This window comes from Marisediminitalea sp. (assembly GCF_984433645.1).
In genome coordinates, this window is record NZ_CFIDRX010000038.1 from 1 (window position 1) to 18,170 (window position 18,170).

An 18,170-nucleotide genomic window follows, 5' to 3' on the forward strand; every position below is an offset into this window, starting at 1 on the left:
GCACCAGGTAGACTGAACTCAATCAAAAAGGTTACCCCACAAAGGGGTTGGTTTTCTGATATCCTCAAACTAGGGCGTGCCTTGCGTTGATTCACGCTTTTACAACCTTTCGATTCAGCCAATGTTGTACTGATTCAACAGGCCAACTTGCGAATTCAGACTCAAAGTAAATCAATTATGACAAACATCGCCATTTTCGTTGACGTACAAAACGTGTACTACACCACCCGTCAGCATTTTCACAGAAATTTTGATTACAACGCGTTTTGGCGTCGTGTCACAGAAAATAACAATGTAGTGGCGGCTTTTGCTTACGCTACGCACAGAGGTGACAACAAACAAGCCGAGTTTCAGAATATTCTGCGGGCAATTGGCTTCGAAGTGAAATTAAAGCCGTTTATTCAGCGCGCGGATGGTTCTGCTAAAGCCGATTGGGATGTGGGTATTACCATAGATGTGCTGGAACACGTTGATAAGGTCGATAAAGTCATTTTGGTGTCTGGCGACGGTGACTTTGACTTACTGGCACAAACGATCATTGAAAAGAAAGGGAAGCAAATTGACGTGTATGGCGTTAAAGCGTTGACCGCGGGCACTTTAATGAAAGCGGCGAGTAAATTTGAGCCTATCGAGGCTGAATTGTTACTGTAAATAATACGCAAAAAAAAACGATGGCCTGAGCCATCGTTTTCTGTGAATTTTGAGCTTCCCTCTCAGCGTTCCTTTGCGACTAAAATCGTCCCGATTAAAATCCGTATCCGCCCCTTTCCATCTTTTCTCACTCCATCCTGAGTGAGCTGCTCTTCCTAAGCAGGTCCCTTTCCATTTTTCCGTTCTACGCTACACATCCTGCGTGTAGCATTCCCCATCCTGGGGTTGTCCGTGTTGGCCTCCTGGCCGGTCCTTGCTTTCCTTGGATGAAACTGCCTGTTTCATCTTGCTCATCCCTGAACAGTCCTATGGTCTTCCCTGCGTCATCCTGACTCGTCGTGTTTCCATGTGACAAGTACATAGTACGCCGATAGGAATAGATTACTATTACCGTTCTGCCACATTAAAATAATTTATCGGCTACGACAAAAGTCTAATAAATTTTTTTTATTTAATTTCAGCTAGTTAAAAAACAAAGTCAGTGAAATTTACTTGAACAAAGCCACAATGTCTCACAACCTTGTAAGACATTTCGTACAAAGCTGTGTGACACAGTCTTAAACTTTTGAATAAGGCAGGTTAAAACTCAGATACTAAGGGCGTGGTCGGAACATCACATTACCGACTTTTGTGGTGATTTCTACCTGCGCGACGTTTTGGTAGAAACCATCAGCAAAGAAAGACTCGTATTTCGGCACAGTAACAAACACGCCTACACCTTCAGAGTCACGATGCTCTAGTAATACACTGTCTATTGCGCGCATAAGTAAGTGGCCCAGGCCATGTGACTGATGATCAGGGTGAACCGCAATAAAACTCAGTAAATGGTATTTCTGTGCAGGCATCGCATTACGGATTTTTTCTTCTTTTTCCAGCATTTGACGGGTTCCATAATACCCTGTCGTCAGTAACATTTTTAAACGCCAATGCCAGTAACGGCCCGCGCCAATGGAGTTGTCGGGGCTGGTCAGGCAGGCTACTGCAAGTAATCTTCCCTCATCAAACAGCCCAATAATTGGCTGATCGGCTTCCCAAAATGCGGTTAGTTCCTCGCGAATAGCTGAACGCAATCGGGACTCATACCCTTCCCGTTCAGACTGAAATATCTCAAGAAAAATAGGATCATCGTGATAGGCGTTATAAATAATTGACGCCGCGACTTTGAGATCTTCTGCTGATAGATAAGCAGCACGGACGCTGTCGAGTTGCGGTGATGTATCTGCTTGGACCATGATTCAATCTCCCGGATAGACCTATTAAACAATAGTTATACGCATAAACACTGAATACGACTCACGGTCGAAAATGCACAGTAATCCTCACTTTATCTGAAAAACCAAACAAAAGTAAATTTTTTGTTAATTTTAAAAATTAAATATTAACAAAAAAGGGAGCTGCGCTCCCTTCTTGTTTAAGTCACTCGTTTGCCAGCTAACTAAATACGTTTAGCTAGCGTAACCGTTAGAGTTTGCGAAGCGCTTCATCGCCCCAGCCAATTAAGCGGTTGTCTTCGAACACCAATGGCGTGCATTCGTCTTTTGTGGTGATGCCGTCATCAGCCGCCCGCTGAGTGCGGTAATACAGTACCCGGTAGGTATGGCCGTCCTGCCTTAACAGCTCATTGAAGTCAGCCACGCCCATACTGCGGGTTACATCTTCATAATGCGCATCCAGTTCCAGTTTAGATATGTGTTTACGGTTGTTATATTCGCGCTGTTCCCAGGACGCGTTGTAGTGTCTGCCGTCGTCATCACCAACGGAAATCACACAACCTGAAAGTAACAGCGGGGCCGCCATAGCAGTAGCTAATAATATTTTTTTCATTTTCAGTCCTTGTTTTGCATAGTTGAATGCGTTGTTTTATTGCTACAATGCAATCAAGATCGGGGCCAAAAATAAACAATTGATTTTATTGATTTTTTTAAAATCACACTTGGCCCAAATTCAACTTTTAGGCAAAATAAGCAATTATCTAGCTTTTCTGACCACAATTGTAATTTTTATGAACGACAAAGAAAAATTTGAAACCTTGTTTGCTGTGTGTAAAAGCCTGGCTGAGGCCGGCCAAACACCCAGCGTTGGTATTTTAAGGGGAAAAGCGCCTTTTAAAGTCAGCGTACTGGAAGCCATCGAAGTCATTAAACGGTTTAATCAGCATCAACAACGTGAGGCAGAAAAACCGGCTCCCAAGGCGTTATCAGACAAAGAACGTATAGTTGAACTGGAAGCCCGGGTATCCCAACTTGAGCAAGCCATAGGCGTAATGGAAGCCCGACTGGCCAGGCTGGACGTGTAATAAGCTAGCGCAAGCCGTCTAAAAATGTCGCTAAATCCGGTGCCAGACAGCGTACCGGATGCTTGCCCACCTGCTCCAAAACAACCTCACCGGATGCATTGTCTACTGACAGGATGAAATCTTCTTCGTCAGTCAGGCCAAAAAATAACGTCGGAGGCTGCTTTAGCCGCTGTTTCATCATCAGATGACCAATCAGATTTTGTTGCAATCGTTCAAAATCTTCCTGATTACACACTTGCAGTAACTCACACGGGCCTTCACTGGCCTGGGTTAACAAATTAAAACTCCAGTTTGTGGTAAAAAAATGGCAATACTGTTCGTTTAATGTGATGTGCAGGGCGTTTTCTATGTTGGCAAAGCTGAGCGGGGTATCCATAGCCACTGGCTGCCATTTTACCTGGTCCCCTGTGGCCGCTTCGCTAAGATAACAAACCGATGGCCAGTCTGAATCGTATTCAACGGTAAACCGGTCTTCTGAATTGTGCTGTTCAGCCCGGAGCCTTTGTACTAAGTTATGCAATGATTGTTGAACGATTTGCTCCATTGCGTTTCCATTTTCGTTATACTTGGCACAATAGTAATAAAATTATTCGGTAGTTGATATACCCGTAACGTGCCGCCTGATGTCAGGGGGTGACGATATCACTACCCTGTTTTCATCGATATGGAGCCAGATTGGTTGCATGACTGAACTATCAAAGCAAAAAAAAGAACTTTCTCTCCCTACTCACCTGACACTGGGACAAAGTGTCGATTACATTGAACAATACACGCCAGACTTGCTCCAAAGCGTGCCGCGCTCGCTGAGCCGCGACCAAATTGGGGTCACAGCGCCACTGCCATTTGAGGGCGTGGATATTTGGAATGGGTACGAGCTGTCCTGGTTAAATGCAAAAGGTAAGCCTCAGGTTGCTATTTTGCAATGTCGGGTCCCCGTCACCTCTGCCAACCTGATCGAATCCAAGTCATTCAAGCTGTACCTTAACAGCTTCAATCAAACGAAATTCAACTCGCGTGAAGACGTATCAGCGTGTCTTGAGAAAGACTTGAGCGCCTGCGCTGACGCTCCCGTCGCCGTCACACTGTTTGGACCGGAACAATTCGATGATTTACCCGTAAAGAACCTGACTGGCACATGTATCGACGAGTTGGACATTGACGTTACACAATATTCTCCAGCCCCCTCGCTGCTTAACAGTGATACCTCTCAACACGCAGAAGAAACACTGGTGAGTCATCTGTTAAAATCCAACTGCTTGATCACCAGTCAACCCGACTGGGCAAGTATTCAAATCCGTTATCAGGGACCTAAAATCGACCATGAAGGGTTGCTGGCTTACCTAATCTCGTTTCGCCAGCACAATGAGTTTCATGAACAATGTATTGAGCGTATTTATTGTGATTTAATGGCTCGGTGTAAACCATTGAAATTAGCTGTCTATGCGCGCTACACGCGGCGTGGTGGATTAGATATCAATCCTCTGCGCAGCAACTATACTGTTGATATAGAAAACGATCGTCAGGCCCGGCAGTAACTTGCCCTGCCCTTGCTAATAACAGGACATAACATAAATGGACGCAAAGCAGTTGCAATCGCTCAAGAATAATAACGAGCAGCTAGCAGGTTTTATCGTCAGACTGACTAATTTTTATGAAGGCTTGTCGCCCGATATCGATGCCGAGTTAAGCAAACTTCGCAGTCATCTGAGCGGAAAAGTCGATTACACGCTGGCAACGGTCAGCATCAATAAAATTAACCAGTTGTTTATGCTGGAGCCGACTAATCTAAAAAACCTAACGCAACAATGGATCCGTCAGTTAGAGGCTGATACCAAAGATTTCCAGCGCTATATAATCGACACAACACTGACCCAGAAAGCATTAGGGGTGGCGAATGCGCTCTCCAAGCCCATTGCGTCTGTGGGTCAGGTGTTGCCTTTGTACGAAAAGCTTATTACCTGTTACAAAGGCGGACTGTCAGCTGAAGCTGTGCCGTTAGAAAACAAAGAACCAGAAGCAAATAATACAACGCTAAAACTCAAGCAGGATCTGATTGACGAGTTATCGCACCTGCTTCAGACCTATGCCCGGGTTAACCCGGACGACACCTATATAGCTTCTTTACGTGAGCGCATAAATCAGGAGCTGACTGAAGAAGACTTGCTTAGCAGTTGCTTGTTGTTAATCCGCATCATGGTGCAGGAAACCGTGACTGAAGCAAGTACCGCCGGTAAAATCATCCACCGGCTCAACAATGCGTTGGGGAACATCAACAACGAAGTTACCGACAGCATAAGCAAAAGCGTAGAAAGCTTTGAAGCGCGCCAAACGCGTCAACAGTCACTAAGAAATGTACTGGAAGACATGGGCGACGCCCTGGAAGGCGAACAAAATGTCGATCAGCTAAAAGAGCAGGCACAACATTATCTCGGCCAGTTGAGTAATTCGTTGTCTCAAGGGGAAGAATCAGACAGAGAAGAACAGGAAGGCTTGATGACACTGCTTGTGTCGATGCAGCAGCAGTTGTCTTCGTTACAAAAGCAAACCGACTCCTATCGTAAAAAGCTGGTTGAGCAGCGTGTGAACATGTATACCGACCCGCTCACCAAAGTGCCAAACCGCATGGCCTATAACGAACGTGCTCATAAAGACTGGCAGAAATGTCAGCAGCAACAAACACCGATGAGTATTGCCGTGATAGACGTTGATCACTTTAAACGGATCAACGACCAATACGGCCACGCGGCGGGCGATAAAACGCTGCAGGCGATAGCCAGATACCTGAAAAGTCGTCTTCACACTAATGAATTTCTAGCCCGTTGGGGAGGTGAAGAATTCATTTTGCTGATACCGGAGCTGAGCATCAACAACCTGACGAATAGACTGGATGAGTTGCGAATTGGGCTGGCCCAGCTACCCTTTAAGTTCAAGCAGGAAAGATTAACCGTTACGGTATCTATTGGTGGAACGGAGTGCCGCACAGGTGAAGAGCTCGATACAGCATTCGAGCGCGCTGACAAATGTTTGTACCAAGCAAAAGCCGGAGGCCGTAACCAGGTAGTTGTACAGGAATCCGCATGAAAAAAATTCAGTTAAACCCTGTTGGCTGGATGAGTCAGCTGTCTCAGGTTGAGGTCAGTAAACTCGAAGACACCACCAACAGTGAGCTGTACCGCATGTTTCGCAACTGCTGTCTGGCTGTACTTAACAGTGGCGTTGACGAAGATAACTACGAAGTTTTATTTTCCCCTTACGACTCTTTCGACATCCGACTTATCAAGCGCGAACGCGGCGTTAAACTCGAATTGATCAACCCTCCGGAAGTGGGTTTCGTGGATGACAGATTAGTTCGGGGTGTCCACGAGCATCTGTTTTCCGTTTTACGCGACATGCTCTACATGGGCAATAAGTACGCTTTCGTACATCAACAAGCCCCACTGGATAGCAGCGGCATCACCGATATGGTGTTCGATATGTTACGCCACGCTAAGGTTATTGAGCCTAACAATGAACTCAACACCATCGTGTGTTGGGGCGGTCACTCGATTGGATTAACCGAATACAAATACACCAAGGAAGTAGGCTATCAGTTAGGGTTGCGGGAAATGAATATCTGCACCGGATGCGGGCCCGGCGCCATGAAAGGCCCCATGAAGGGCGCAGCCATTGGCCATGCCAAGCAACGCTATAAAGCAGGTAGATATATCGGAATTTCAGAGCCCAGTATTATTGCCGCTGAGCCGCCTAACGCCATTGTTAATGAACTGGTGATCATGCCAGACATTGAAAAGCGTCTGGAAGCATTTGTGCGTATCGCACACGGCATTGTGATTTTTCCGGGTGGTGTGGGAACCGCAGAAGAGTTGTTGTATTTATTGGGCATCTTGTCACACGAGCGAAATGCCCAGCAGCCTTATCCTCTGGTACTCACCGGTCCGGCCGGCAGTGAAAGCTACTTCGAAGCCATTCACGACTTTGTGGGAGCCACGCTGGGTAAAACAGCGCAGAGCAAGTACCAAATCATTATTGACGACCCGGCAGAAGTCGCACGGGTATTGTGTCAGGGCAGTAAAAAAGTGGAACAATACCGCCTGGCCATGGGCGATGCATTTAGCTTCAACTGGTCTTTGAAGATCGAAGATGACTTTCAGCAGCCTTTTACGCCTACCCACAAAACCATGGCTGCACTTAATCTGCATCGCGAGCAGCCGCTGTCAGATCTCGCCAGCAACTTACGCAAAGCCTTCTCCGGCATAGTTGCAGGAAATGTGAAAGCCGAAGGGGTCAAACAAATTCGCGAACTTGGGCCGTTCAACCTGTCGGGCGAAGCCGATATCATGTCGCGTATTGACGCTCTGTTGAAGCAATTTGTTGCACAACAGCGCATGAAATTACCCGGTACCGAGTATCAGCCGTGCTATACCATAAACCGCGAGACATAATCGGTAACATTCAAGGTGCTGACAGCTACACAAAAAGTAGGGTAGACTAGCTGCTGAAATAGCGACTACCCATTCCCTAACAACGTATAAATAAATGAATAGTAAAGTTATTAAGCTTATTTTGTTTGGCGTGGCATCCTACGCGGTGCTGGCCTTTCTGCTAATTGCATTCTATCCGGACAAGCCGGAGAACATGGACTGGCAGGATCGCGAAGAGTACAACAAAGTACAGATTTCCAAACTCGAACTTGGCATTACTCGCGCAGAAGTACTCGCGCTGCTCGGCGCGCCGGATATCACTGAAGCCAAGATGCAGGGTAGCCGCGAAATTCAGGTCATGTTTTATCGCACCCAGCATGTACGCGCCGATGGCCTCACTACGCAGGATGAATGCACGCCACTGTTGTTCGAAAACGAAGCCTTGGTTGCCTGGGGTGAAGGGGCATATCAAACCTATCTGAGCAGCTAACTGGTTTGGATGCCTTTGCCAGCCAACTGGCTGAGATCACCGAACAAAGCCTGTCGCTTCCTGTTCTTCCGGCAAAACAATCCAGTCAAATTAACGCCTACCTGACTATAAGTGCCAACTGGTTATCATTAGCGGAAAACGCATTGCCATTATTGACTGCTATCGCCTGCCTGCCCGCCTCCCTGCAACAGCCACAAAGCAAACTCTGGCGCAGGCATATTGCCCTCTATCTGTTATTGGGTATGCGCTCTCATGCGAACCATCACACTTTACAGCAAGGTGTTGCGGCGCTACTGAGTTTTTATCAGTTAAAACAAGCGCAACAACCGCCTGCCGTAAGACAAAAGGTCGCCGCACAGTTGCGCAAGCTAGACCAGCACTACTGGGCTTTCAGACTGCTATCGACTGGCGCAGCCAGTCACGACTCCGACGATGTTTTCGCGCTTTCCTGGCAGTGGATAGCGTTACTGCATCGCTCCCCGGCTATGTGCGTAGCTGATACGCTGCATCACCTTTCATTGCGAACGGGTTGTTCACTGAATAGTTTATTAACCCCATTTGTGGCTTTCCCTGGCGTTTTACACGAAGGATGTCGGGTAAAGTATCAGCAGTCGACTGCGTTACTGGTTGGCCAATTGCCAGAACAAGTTCTCCTGTATCTGCCCCACAATGAGCAATTTGCCTGGGACGGACGCAACCGTATCACACCGGAAAACGGCAAAACTGTGTCATTAACCCAGTGGGTTCAAATCGTTGAGCGCTTAAACCATTACCAGACGGAAAATGACAATAACGAGCAGGCACTTACCCTACCAGACTACCAGTGGGCGGTGCCGACGAGTTATCCGGTAAGCCGCCCGCCGACGTCGTTGGAACAGCTACTTCGCGCGTTAAACGACCCTGATGTGGCAATTAAAAAGATTGTCGACCTGATTAGTACTGAACCGACGTTCAGTGCCTTCCTGACTCAGGCAGCCTCCCAGGACAATCGGATGCAGCTTCCTGTACAGGATCTCAAACAAAGTATCTTAACGTATGGTCTGGATAGGGTTGGCCATATGCTGGTTCAGCACGCGCTTTACCAGCGCTTGTCGCAACACCCGTTTCCATTGCAGCCCTGGTTTAGTCGCTTAACCCAGCTTGCCGCGCAAATTGCCAGTGAACTGGCTGCTGCGACTCCTTCACTGACACCACAAAGTGCCGGCCTGGTCGTCACCATTGCATTATCTCCTTTGTTTACATTGCCCTACACCAAAGTGCAGATCACAATACCTCGCCAACCACGGCAATTATTTAATGTAGCTACCTTGCTGCACCCTCAACCCGAGAAATGGCTGGCTTCAGTGCGTCAGCATCAGCAATCACTGGTAACCGCGTGGCAGCAGCAAACCTTGCAAACGAAACTGATCGCGTGTTGTGGGAGGCTACCACTTGATGTACCTGCATCCCTGCGACAGGCTCATTGCGTTGCAGGTCTTAGCATAATCTGGGCGAGGCAATGGTTGCTCGATCAACCTGTCTGCGAATCAACAAAACAATTTATACAACAGACCCGCCAGCTTTATCCGGACCTGTTTGGACTGGAATCCCTTATCCGAAGTCAGGTTTCTGCCCTGTTAGCTTGCCCTTTAAACGAATTTGCCAGCAATCGCCATTCAGCAAATAAATAGCGGCTACACAACCCCTACTAAAGGCATAATTCACTACTCATTTGAGGGCTGATCGTTTAGACTAGCGCCTGGCTGTGGAGGGTGTCGCCGCGTGCGAGACACAAAACAACATCACACGATAATGGCCCCTCTGGTGTAGCAAAACCGGTAGTATGAATGAGCGTCATCGGTTCAAATCTGTAATTACAGAAATTTACGCTACACTTACCCCAAAGCAAAATTACCTAACGAATCAGTACAAGTTATTAAGGATCTCTGATGACTCAACAACGTATTACTGTCATCCGCGGAGATGGTATTGGCCCGGATATCATTGATGCTGCTACGCAAATTCTGGACAAAGTGGGTTGTGACTTTGCCTACGATTATGCAGATGCCGGCCTGGTAGCACTGGAAAATCACGGTGAATTACTGCCTCAGGAAACACTGGACCTGATCGCGAAAAACAAAGTCACCCTGAAAGGCCCGCTAACAACCCCAGTAGGTGAAGGCTTTACATCAATTAACGTAAGCCTGCGCAAGCAATTCAAACTGTATGCAAACGTTCGTCCTGTGCTGTCCTTTAAAGGCACCAAGGCGCGCTACGAAGATATTGACATTATCACAGTGCGTGAAAACACGCAGGGTATGTACTCAGGCCTGGGTCAGGTTGTCTCTGAAGACGGCACTGAAGCAGAAGCACTGAGTAAGATTACCCGTGAAGGCGCTGAAAAAATCGTTACTTTCGCCTACGAATTGGCACGCCGTGAAGGTCGCAAACAAGTAACAGCGGTTCACAAAGCAAACATCCTGAAATCGACTTCTGGTCTGTTCCTGAAAGTCGCTCGTGAAATCGGTGAAAAGTACCCGGATATCGAGTCAAAGGAAATGATTGTAGACAACGCCTGTATGCAATTAGTGATGAACCCTCACCAGTTCGACGTCATTGTAACGACCAACTTGTTTGGTGACATCCTGTCTGATCTGTGTGCCGGTTTGGTTGGCGGCCTGGGTATGGCACCTGGCGCGAACATTGGCGGTGACTGTGCAATCTTTGAAGCCGTTCACGGCTCTGCACCTGATATCGCAGGCAAAAACCTGGCTAACCCAACCAGCGTTATCCTGGCTTCTGTACAGATGTTGGAGTACCTGGGCATGGCCGATAAAGCCGAGCGTATCCGCACTGCACTGAAAGACGTCATTGAGACTGGTGACCGTACTACCCGTGACTTGGGTGGCCAGCACGGCACCACAGAGTTTACCCAAGCGGTACTTGACCGCCTGTAAACGGCATCTACACCCTGTTCTAAAGCAAGCCAACTGGCTTGCTTTTTTTATGCCCGTCATTCCTCACTTCACTAAAACTGGTCTTTTTCAGTACTGCCCCACTTCCAACTCAAGCGTTAAGGTGTATGTACCCAGCCAATGATGAGTTTGTTGTTATCTGACTTACTCTCGCTATGGCCAGGTACACCTATCCCATGATTGAAAAGGAACACAAACAATGAATACTCGTATACTGACTTTCCTGGCGCTTTTACTGACATCGGTTTGCGGCGCCAGCTCCGCATGTGCTGAGGCACTCACTTCTATGGACAGCGTTGAACATGTCGCCAGCAAACACACGCTGGTTAACCTGAACGCCGCGAATGTTGAACAATTGATGGCGTTACCGGGTATCGGTAAAAGTAAAGCCCAGGCTATTGTAGCTTACCGTGAGGAGCAGGGTCCGTTTAGCTCAGTGGATGACCTGGTAAACGTTAAAGGTATCGGTAAAAAGCTACTGGCAAAACTTGCTGCGTCGGTTGAAGTTCGATAACCAATAAAAAAGCCGCCCCGAGGGCGGCTTTACGCTATAACTTTAGCTGCTATGGCATAGCATCCAAATCTTCACCTTCTTTATCAACCTGTGGTGGCATCAGATCTTCTTTACTGATTCCCAGGGCAAGGGCAACTGAACTCGCGATATAGATAGACGAGTAAGTACCTACTACCACACCAAACAGCAATGCGGTCGCAAAGCCGTGAATTAACGCCCCACCCACGAAGAACAGTGCCAACAGCACCAGTACCGTGGTTAATGAGGTTATGATGGTACGGTTTAAGGTTTGCGTTAAAGAGATATTGATGATCTCAACCGGCTCACCCTTACGGATTTTGCGGAAGTTTTCGCGGATACGGTCAGACACAACGATGGTATCGTTAAGCGAGTAACCGATAACCGCCAGTACTGCCGCCAGTACCGTTAAGTCGAATTCCAGTTGCAGCACGGAGAACAAACCCAACGTTAAGATCACGTCGTGAACCAACGCAGACACTGAGCCCAGCGCGAAGCGCCATTCAAAGCGCGCCGCAACGTAAATCAGGATACAGATTAACGCAACCAACATGGCAAGGCCGCCCTGCTCGGTAAGTTCTTCACCTACGTTCGGGCCAACAAACTCAATACGGCGTTTTTCAACACCGGCATTAGCTGCACGCAAAATCTCGATAACCTGATCGCCAATGGTCGCCGCTTTAACGCCTTCCCGCGGAGCAATACGAATAAGCACGTCGGTACTGCTACCGAAGTTTTGCACTACCGCATCCGGGAAATTGTTCTCAGCTAACTGCAGACGAATCGCTTCCAAATCGGCGGCGTCTTCGTAACCCACTTCAATCAAGGTACCGCCCGTAAAGTCCAGGCCCCAGTTCAGGCTGTTTACGCCCAGAGACACTAACGAGCCCAGAATTAGCACGGTTGACAGCACCATCGCTGGCAAACGCAGCTTCATGAAGTTGATGGTTTCTTTTAACTTTAATAATTGCATGATCGTGCTCCTATATCGCCAGCTTACTTACACGGCGGCCGCCCCACACAGCATTAACGATAACGCGTGTTACCAGAATCGCTGTAAACATGGAGGTTGCAATACCGATCATCAGGGTAATTGAGAACCCTTTAATTGGGCCGGTTCCCACTGCGAACAGAATAAGACCCGCAATAAAGGTGGTGATATTGGCATCTAAAATAGTCGAGAACGCACTGTCGTAGCCATGGTGAATGGCTTGCTGAGGGCTTCTGCCGTCGCGAAGCTCTTCACGAATACGTTCGAATATCAGCACGTTGGCATCAACGGCCATACCGACGGTAAGTACGATACCGGCCATACCTGGCAACGTTAGGGTTGCCCCCGGGATCATTGACATAATGCCCACAATCATTACCAGATTCACCGCCAGCGCGATATTGGCGACAATACCAAATGCTTTGTAGTAAATCAGCATGAACACCATGACCAGCGCCAGACCCCATATAATGGCCTGCATACCTAAATCAATGTTTTCCTGACCCAGGCTCGGACCTACGGTACGTTCTTCCACAATCTGGATAGGTGCAATCAGCGCACCTGCGCGAAGCAGCAAGCTCAGGTCGCGGGCTTCTTTAGGCGAATCCAGACCTGTGATCCGGAAACTGCTACCAAACTGAGAACGAATGGTCGCCACATTGATCACTTCTTCATGACGCTCGAAAATCAATTTACCATTGGCGTCGCGATCACCTGTGGCTTTGTATTCAATGAACACAGTTGCCATCGGTTCGCCGATGTTTTCGCGGCTGCCGCGAGACATCTTGTTGCCGCCTTCCGAGTCCAGAGAGATGCTAACCTGAGGCAAACCGTATTCATCGACACCGCTATTCGCGTCGATAATGTGGTTACCTTTCACGATCACGCGCTTCTTCAGCAACACCGGACGACCGTCTTTGTCGTTCAGTAACTGAGAACCCGGCGGTACCCTGCCTTGCTGAGCGTCACGTACGTCGTTATCCTGGTCAACCATACGGAATTCCAGGGTAGCAGTCGCGTTAAGGATTTCTTTGGCACGCGCGGTGTCCTGAATACCCGGTAACTGAACAACAATACGTTCTGCACCTTGCTTCTGCACTACAGGTTCAGCAACACCTAACTGATTAACCCGGTTACGAATAATGGTGATGTTTTGCTTTACCGCGTAATCACGAATTTCAGCTAGTTTGGTTTCGGCAAACTGAGCACGTAATACCAGACCGTCTAATTCCTGGTAAGTCAGATCGCGGTTGCGGTTTTTGAGGAAGAATTCCGCTTTATCCAACGTTTCTTCGTCACGGAACTGAATATCAATATGACCATCACGCACATTGACTGCGCGGTAACGGAGTTTTTCTTCGCGCAACGCAGTACGAAAATCGCTTTCGGCGTCTTCCAGCGCTTTCGCAATGGCTTCGTTCATATCCACTTCCATCAGGAAGTGAACACCGCCACGCAAATCCAGACCCAGTTTCATCGGCTCACCACCAAGGCTTTCCAGCCACTCTGGTGTATCTGCCGCCAGATTCATAGCAACCACATAGTCATCGCCTAGTTCGCGGTCCAGTAAGTCACGTGCACGCAACTGGCTGTCAGAATCATTCAAACGAATCAGAATTTGCTCGTTTTCAAACTCGATGGACTTTTTGGCAATATCGTTGTCTGCCAGAATATCTGACACTCTGGATTCGAGGGCTTCGGTCACCGTGGAGTTGCGTGATGCAGAAATTTGTACAGCGTTGTCTTCGCCGTAAATATTGGGCAGTGCATACAAACTACACATCGCCACCAGCACCAGGACCACCAGGACCTTAAAAATAGAATTTTGATTTAACACGGACATTCCCTTAACCGGGCACCTATGTCCAAGGTACCCGGTGAGCGGTTATTAAATAGACTTCATTGTGCCTTTAGGCAACACAGCGCTAACCGCTGTTTTTTGCACAACAATATTCGTTGCGTCGTTTAATGCAATCTCAATAAAGTCTTTTTCGTCAGACACTTTGGTTACACGTCCAACTAACCCGCCCTGGGTCAGCACTTCGTCACCTTTACCCAGTGAAGACACCAGTGCTTTGTGCTCTTTTACGCGTTTTGCCTGCGGACGGTACAGCAGGAAGTAGAAAATCAGGCCGAATACACCCAGCATGATCAACATTTCAAGACCACCGCCCTGAGCGCTTCCACCGGCTGATTGTGCGTAGGCGTTTGAAATAAATAAACTCATAATGTTCCCCGTTTAAATTGTTATAAAGCCGGTACCGGCATGTTTTTTTGTGCGTAGAATTCTTCTACAAATGCATCCAGCGCATCATTGGCGATGGCGTCGCGTAACCCTTGCATTACACGCTGATAATACCGCAGATTGTGAATGGTATTCAGGCGTGCACCGAGGATCTCATTACACTTATCGAGATGATGTAAATATGACCGCGAATAGTTTTTGCAAGTGTAACAATCACAATTTTCATCCAATGGACCGGTATCGTGCTTGTGTTTCGCGTTGCGGATTTTTATCACACCTTCCGTGACAAACAAATGACCATTTCGCGCATTGCGGGTTGGCATCACGCAATCGAACATATCAATTCCACGACGAACCGCTTCTACAATGTCTTCCGGCTTACCCACGCCCATCAGGTAACGCGGTTTGTTTTCCGGAATTTTAGGCGCAGTGTGATTGATAATGCGAATCATGTCGTCTTTGGGCTCACCCACAGACAAACCGCCAATGGCGTAGCCGTCAAAGCCAATGTCTTCCAGGCCGGCCAGAGATACGTCACGCAAATCTTCGTACATACCGCCCTGGATAATACCGAAAAGCGCTGAAGGATTGTCGCCGTGCGCGTCTTTGCTGCGCTTTGCCCAGCGAAGTGATAGCTCCATTGAAATACGCGCCTCCTGTTCGGTGGCCGGATATGGGGTACATTCGTCAAAGATCATAACGATGTCGGAACCCAGATCGCGCTGTACTTCCATGGACTTTTCCGGCGTCAGTAAAATCTTCTCGCCGTTGATGGGTGAGCGGAAGGTTACGCCTTCTTCAGTGATCTTACGCAGATCACCCAGACTAAACACCTGGAAACCACCGGAATCGGTAAGAATAGGCTTGTCCCAGTGCATAAAGTCATGCAGGTCGCCGTGCTGTTTGATGATACCGGTACCCGGGCGCAGCATTAGGTGAAAGGTATTACCCAAACAAATGTGTGCACCGCTGTCTTCCAGCTCTTCCGGGGTCATCCCCTTTACCGTACCGTAAGTCCCCACGGGCATAAACGCCGGAGTTTCCACAACGCCGCGCTCGAAAACGAGACGGCCGCGTCGGGCCTTACCATCGGTATGTAGTAATTCAAATTGCATTGTGTTGATTATCCTGTCTGAACCAGCCGCCCGCCACGAATTTGGCTATAAGGCACCTGTCGATGTTCAATTGAGGGCGGATTATACCAGCTATTAAGCAGAGATCATGCGTTTGTCGCTTTTTCGATAAACATACTGTCGCCGTAGCTATAAAAACGGTATTCCTGCTCAATAGCCTGCTCGTATGCAGCAAGTACATTGTCTTTACCCGCAAAGGCACTAATAAGCATGATCAGTGTGGATTCCGGCAAGTGGAAGTTAGTAAACATGGCGTCCACAACCTTAAACTCAAATCCCGGATAGATGAATATGTCAGTATCAGATTGATACGGTACCAGCACCTCGCCTTTGCTTGCTTCAAGCGCAGAGGATTCCAGTGAACGGACCGACGTTGTTCCCACCGCAATGACGCGTTTTCCGGCCGCCTTGGTTGCCCGAACGGCATTCACCACGTGCTCTGGAACAATGGCAAATTCGCTGTGCATTTTGTGCTCGAGGATATTATCTACCCGAACAGGCTGAAACGTACCCGCACCGACATGCAGGGTGACGTAAGCAAGATTTACCCCTTTCTGCTGTAAACGCTCCAGCAGCGCATCGTCAAAATGCAGCCCCGCTGTGGGCGCCGCTACTGCGCCAGGCGCCTGGTTGTACACGGTTTGATACCGTTCTTTGTCGGCTTGCTCGTCAGGTCGGTCAATGTAAGGTGGCAATGGCATGTGGCCGTATTGCTCCAGTTGCTCAAGAACGGTCGCATCACCGTTGAACCGGAGTTCAAACAGGGCATCCTGGCGTCCGGTTACCGTGACACTTACCGCGCCTTCCAGCAATAAATCCGTGCCGGGCTTTGGCGCTTTGCTGGCCCGCACATGTGCCAGCGCATTGTTATCGTCAACAATACGCTCGATGAGCACTTCAACTTTTCCGCCGCTAGCCTTCTGCCCCAGTAACCGGGCAGGAATAACACGGGTATTGTTGAAGACCAACAGGTCGCCAGGCTCAACCAGGTCAAGCATTTGCTGAAATTGCTTATGATGTACGTCTCCGGTCGTGCCGTTCAGGTGAAGTAAACGACTGGCGGTTCGATCTGGTGTGGGGTATTTGGCAATTAAATGCTCAGGCAATGTGAAGCTAAAATCTGATAATTTCATGGAAAATCGATACTAATATTGTTTTTTTCTATGTTTGTCCGTGGTTTAACCATTAGACAAAAGGTTAAAAAGGATACAATTAAATTTTTCCGCACTTAATCGTTAAAGTTTACCATATTCTCTGCAAACACACGTAATTACTAGCATGCAGAGAATTGCGCCATTTCTCCCATTAAGTTTAGGTATTTTTTTCTATACTTACGAATGCGCATTTATACATCAAAGCACTTCCCTCAGAACATATTAGGATTACTATATATCCAGAAGCGATGATGTTCTCCCATCTTCCTTTCCTTCTTACCCAGCCGTTTGGCTGGGTTTTTATTTTCAGGAACAGAAAATAGCGTAGTACTTTAGTGTCCGCGTGTTGCCATGATATCGCAGACAGACCCCAACGCCTATTTTCAAACACACCACAGAGTACTTTCGCTCAGTCGTGTTCACCTAACACGGCTTCGATAGTCTCTTTCGATAACGCCCTTGCATTAAGCACAAACAGTATTTGCAACAACAGGTCAGCACCGAGTATGCCTTTATTGACCTTATTTCTCAGGTTATCCGCCGATTGGACAATCCCAATTTCAGCCAGTCTGTCGCTTAAGCCCTGGTACTTCACACCCCGAATCGACATTTCTGAACGTACTATTCGCTGTACCGCTTGTCGCCACTGATTCCGATCCTTCACGAAAGCCCCTTTTGTGAATTATATTTTACATTGACACATCTTTTTACACATAAAGACATAATAATTATTGACGACAAGTGTGCTCTTTGTCTACACTTTGTTGCGTTGTTATCGAGATGGCAACACAACATCATCAGATTCATCAAGCTTTGCCTGCTAATTGTAGCAAAATTGTTGCATCGAACCGATGAATCTGACTAGAGTGGTCGCGTTGACTTTAATCGCTTAGGAGAGACGTTATGGATTGGGATCTGGAAAAACTCGAGTCCCTGTTTACCGACATGGATGACCTGGTTGTCACCCGCGAAAAGGAATGTTTGCTTATAGCAAATCAGGATGGACTGGACGCCTGGTTAGCCATTAGCGGAGAACAAATTATTGTAGAGAGTCTGTTGTTTGAGTCGTCGCAGGTAAAAGACAAAGCGGCATTGGACCACGACATTTTATCTACACACATGCTATTCCCACTGACCACCGTGGCCATCTCAAATATCAACGGTGAAGAATATTACACTGCTTTCGGAGCGCTGAGCGCACAGTCAAAAGCAGAGAGTATTCAAATTGAAGTCACAACGTTATTTCAAAACGTTGCGGCCTTTCTTGATGCGTATGAAACGCACCTGAAATAACCTTTAAGGA

General features: G+C 47.8%; 19 protein-coding genes. 10 read left to right on the forward strand and 9 right to left on the reverse strand.

The window, feature by feature from the left end; translation table 11 throughout:
- Nucleotides 1-177 precede the first annotated feature (177 nt).
- A complete protein-coding gene (locus AC4MRN_RS07135; protein WP_073319352.1) occupies nt 178-651 on the forward strand; it encodes a LabA-like NYN domain-containing protein in 474 nt (157 codons plus the stop codon).
- A 593-nt stretch (nt 652-1,244) separates the two neighbouring features.
- Here AC4MRN_RS07135 and AC4MRN_RS07140 read toward each other — a convergent pair.
- Both AC4MRN_RS07140 and AC4MRN_RS07145 read right to left on the reverse strand, forming a co-directional pair.
- Nucleotides 1,245-1,883, reverse strand: coding sequence for a GNAT family N-acetyltransferase (locus AC4MRN_RS07140; protein ID WP_073319354.1), 639 nt, complete (start codon nt 1,881-1,883; stop codon nt 1,245-1,247).
- 229 nt (nt 1,884-2,112) lie between these two features.
- Nucleotides 2,113-2,475, reverse strand: a complete 363-nt coding sequence (locus tag AC4MRN_RS07145) for a DUF3192 domain-containing protein (RefSeq protein ID WP_073319357.1) — start codon at nt 2,473-2,475, stop codon at nt 2,113-2,115.
- A 178-nt stretch (nt 2,476-2,653) separates the two neighbouring features.
- On the opposite strand from AC4MRN_RS07145, the gene AC4MRN_RS07150 reads away from it, so the two are divergent.
- Nucleotides 2,654-2,947, forward strand: coding sequence for a hypothetical protein (locus AC4MRN_RS07150; RefSeq protein ID WP_491202886.1), 294 nt, complete (start codon nt 2,654-2,656; stop codon nt 2,945-2,947).
- 4 nt (nt 2,948-2,951) lie between these two features.
- On the opposite strand, the gene syd is transcribed toward AC4MRN_RS07150, so the two are convergent.
- Nucleotides 2,952-3,491, reverse strand: coding sequence for a SecY-interacting protein (syd, locus tag AC4MRN_RS07155; protein WP_073319360.1), 540 nt, complete (start codon nt 3,489-3,491; stop codon nt 2,952-2,954).
- Nucleotides 3,492-3,630: 139 nt separating this feature from the next.
- On the opposite strand from syd, the gene queF reads away from it, so the two are divergent.
- From queF to AC4MRN_RS07190, 7 genes are all read left to right on the forward strand, one after another.
- The gene (queF, locus tag AC4MRN_RS07160) at nt 3,631-4,482 is read left to right on the forward strand and encodes an NADPH-dependent 7-cyano-7-deazaguanine reductase QueF (protein ID WP_370245859.1); all 852 of its coding nucleotides are present in this window, start codon (nt 3,631-3,633) and stop codon (nt 4,480-4,482) included.
- A gap of 37 nt (nt 4,483-4,519) precedes the next feature.
- Entirely contained in the window at nt 4,520-6,028 is a 1,509-nt protein-coding gene (locus AC4MRN_RS07165; protein WP_491202887.1) for a sensor domain-containing diguanylate cyclase, read from the forward strand.
- A complete protein-coding gene (ppnN, locus tag AC4MRN_RS07170) occupies nt 6,025-7,389 on the forward strand; it encodes a nucleotide 5'-monophosphate nucleosidase PpnN (protein WP_073319369.1) in 1,365 nt (454 codons plus the stop codon). Before AC4MRN_RS07165 ends, ppnN begins: the two co-directional genes overlap by 4 nt.
- A 94-nt stretch (nt 7,390-7,483) precedes the next feature.
- Complete coding sequence (locus tag AC4MRN_RS07175; protein ID WP_073319372.1) at nt 7,484-7,858, forward strand: DUF3192 domain-containing protein; 375 nt, start codon at nt 7,484-7,486, stop codon at nt 7,856-7,858.
- 5 nt (nt 7,859-7,863) lie between these two features.
- Complete coding sequence (locus AC4MRN_RS07180) at nt 7,864-9,528, forward strand: HDOD domain-containing protein (protein WP_491202888.1); 1,665 nt, start codon at nt 7,864-7,866, stop codon at nt 9,526-9,528.
- Between the two features lie 258 nt (nt 9,529-9,786).
- A complete protein-coding gene (locus AC4MRN_RS07185) occupies nt 9,787-10,794 on the forward strand; it encodes an isocitrate dehydrogenase (RefSeq protein WP_073319378.1) in 1,008 nt (335 codons plus the stop codon).
- Nucleotides 10,795-11,011: 217 nt separating this feature from the next.
- Nucleotides 11,012-11,326, forward strand: coding sequence for a ComEA family DNA-binding protein (locus AC4MRN_RS07190; RefSeq protein ID WP_491202889.1), 315 nt, complete (start codon nt 11,012-11,014; stop codon nt 11,324-11,326).
- Nucleotides 11,327-11,375: 49 nt separating this feature from the next.
- Here AC4MRN_RS07190 and secF read toward each other — a convergent pair whose 3' ends face one another.
- From secF to AC4MRN_RS07220, 6 genes are all read right to left on the reverse strand, one after another.
- A complete protein-coding gene (secF, locus tag AC4MRN_RS07195) occupies nt 11,376-12,317 on the reverse strand; it encodes a protein translocase subunit SecF (RefSeq protein WP_255051436.1) in 942 nt (313 codons plus the stop codon).
- A gap of 10 nt (nt 12,318-12,327) precedes the next feature.
- A complete protein-coding gene (gene secD / locus AC4MRN_RS07200; protein WP_491202890.1) occupies nt 12,328-14,172 on the reverse strand; it encodes a protein translocase subunit SecD in 1,845 nt (614 codons plus the stop codon).
- A gap of 51 nt (nt 14,173-14,223) precedes the next feature.
- Nucleotides 14,224-14,562, reverse strand: coding sequence for a preprotein translocase subunit YajC (gene yajC / locus AC4MRN_RS07205; RefSeq protein WP_073319390.1), 339 nt, complete (start codon nt 14,560-14,562; stop codon nt 14,224-14,226).
- A gap of 20 nt (nt 14,563-14,582) precedes the next feature.
- Nucleotides 14,583-15,695, reverse strand: a complete 1,113-nt coding sequence (tgt, locus tag AC4MRN_RS07210) for a tRNA guanosine(34) transglycosylase Tgt (RefSeq protein WP_073319392.1) — start codon at nt 15,693-15,695, stop codon at nt 14,583-14,585.
- Between the two features lie 104 nt (nt 15,696-15,799).
- Nucleotides 15,800-16,846, reverse strand: coding sequence for a tRNA preQ1(34) S-adenosylmethionine ribosyltransferase-isomerase QueA (gene queA / locus AC4MRN_RS07215; protein ID WP_073319395.1), 1,047 nt, complete (start codon nt 16,844-16,846; stop codon nt 15,800-15,802).
- Nucleotides 16,847-17,276: 430 nt separating this feature from the next.
- Entirely contained in the window at nt 17,277-17,477 is a 201-nt protein-coding gene (locus AC4MRN_RS07220) for a DUF6471 domain-containing protein (RefSeq protein WP_245819137.1), read from the reverse strand.
- Between the two features lie 293 nt (nt 17,478-17,770).
- Between AC4MRN_RS07220 and AC4MRN_RS07225 the strand changes: the two genes are divergently transcribed.
- On the forward strand, nt 17,771-18,160 hold the full coding sequence (locus AC4MRN_RS07225; protein WP_073319401.1) for a DUF2170 family protein: 390 nt from the start codon (nt 17,771-17,773) through the stop codon (nt 18,158-18,160).
- Nucleotides 18,161-18,170: the final 10 nt, after the last annotated feature.

Excerpts from the sequence above, each read along its gene's own strand:
- AC4MRN_RS07135 (WP_073319352.1), top strand. The coding sequence starts at position 178 with ATGACAAACATCGCCATTTTCGTTGACGTACAAAACGTGTACTACACC.
- AC4MRN_RS07140 (WP_073319354.1), bottom strand. The coding sequence starts at position 1,883 with ATGGTCCAAGCAGATACATCACCGCAACTCGACAGCGTCCGTGCTGCT.
- AC4MRN_RS07145 (WP_073319357.1), bottom strand. The coding sequence starts at position 2,475 with ATGAAAAAAATATTATTAGCTACTGCTATGGCGGCCCCGCTGTTACTT.
- AC4MRN_RS07150 (WP_491202886.1), top strand. The coding sequence starts at position 2,654 with ATGAACGACAAAGAAAAATTTGAAACCTTGTTTGCTGTGTGTAAAAGC.
- syd (WP_073319360.1), bottom strand. The coding sequence starts at position 3,491 with ATGGAGCAAATCGTTCAACAATCATTGCATAACTTAGTACAAAGGCTC.
- queF (WP_370245859.1), top strand. The coding sequence starts at position 3,631 with ATGACTGAACTATCAAAGCAAAAAAAAGAACTTTCTCTCCCTACTCAC.
- AC4MRN_RS07165 (WP_491202887.1), top strand. The coding sequence starts at position 4,520 with ATGGACGCAAAGCAGTTGCAATCGCTCAAGAATAATAACGAGCAGCTA.
- ppnN (WP_073319369.1), top strand. The coding sequence starts at position 6,025 with ATGAAAAAAATTCAGTTAAACCCTGTTGGCTGGATGAGTCAGCTGTCT.
- AC4MRN_RS07175 (WP_073319372.1), top strand. The coding sequence starts at position 7,484 with ATGAATAGTAAAGTTATTAAGCTTATTTTGTTTGGCGTGGCATCCTAC.
- AC4MRN_RS07185 (WP_073319378.1), top strand. The coding sequence starts at position 9,787 with ATGACTCAACAACGTATTACTGTCATCCGCGGAGATGGTATTGGCCCG.
- AC4MRN_RS07190 (WP_491202889.1), top strand. The coding sequence starts at position 11,012 with ATGAATACTCGTATACTGACTTTCCTGGCGCTTTTACTGACATCGGTT.
- secF (WP_255051436.1), bottom strand. The coding sequence starts at position 12,317 with ATGCAATTATTAAAGTTAAAAGAAACCATCAACTTCATGAAGCTGCGT.
- yajC (WP_073319390.1), bottom strand. The coding sequence starts at position 14,562 with ATGAGTTTATTTATTTCAAACGCCTACGCACAATCAGCCGGTGGAAGC.
- tgt (WP_073319392.1), bottom strand. The coding sequence starts at position 15,695 with ATGCAATTTGAATTACTACATACCGATGGTAAGGCCCGACGCGGCCGT.
- queA (WP_073319395.1), bottom strand. The coding sequence starts at position 16,846 with ATGAAATTATCAGATTTTAGCTTCACATTGCCTGAGCATTTAATTGCC.
- AC4MRN_RS07220 (WP_245819137.1), bottom strand. The coding sequence starts at position 17,477 with ATGTCGATTCGGGGTGTGAAGTACCAGGGCTTAAGCGACAGACTGGCT.
- AC4MRN_RS07225 (WP_073319401.1), top strand. The coding sequence starts at position 17,771 with ATGGATTGGGATCTGGAAAAACTCGAGTCCCTGTTTACCGACATGGAT.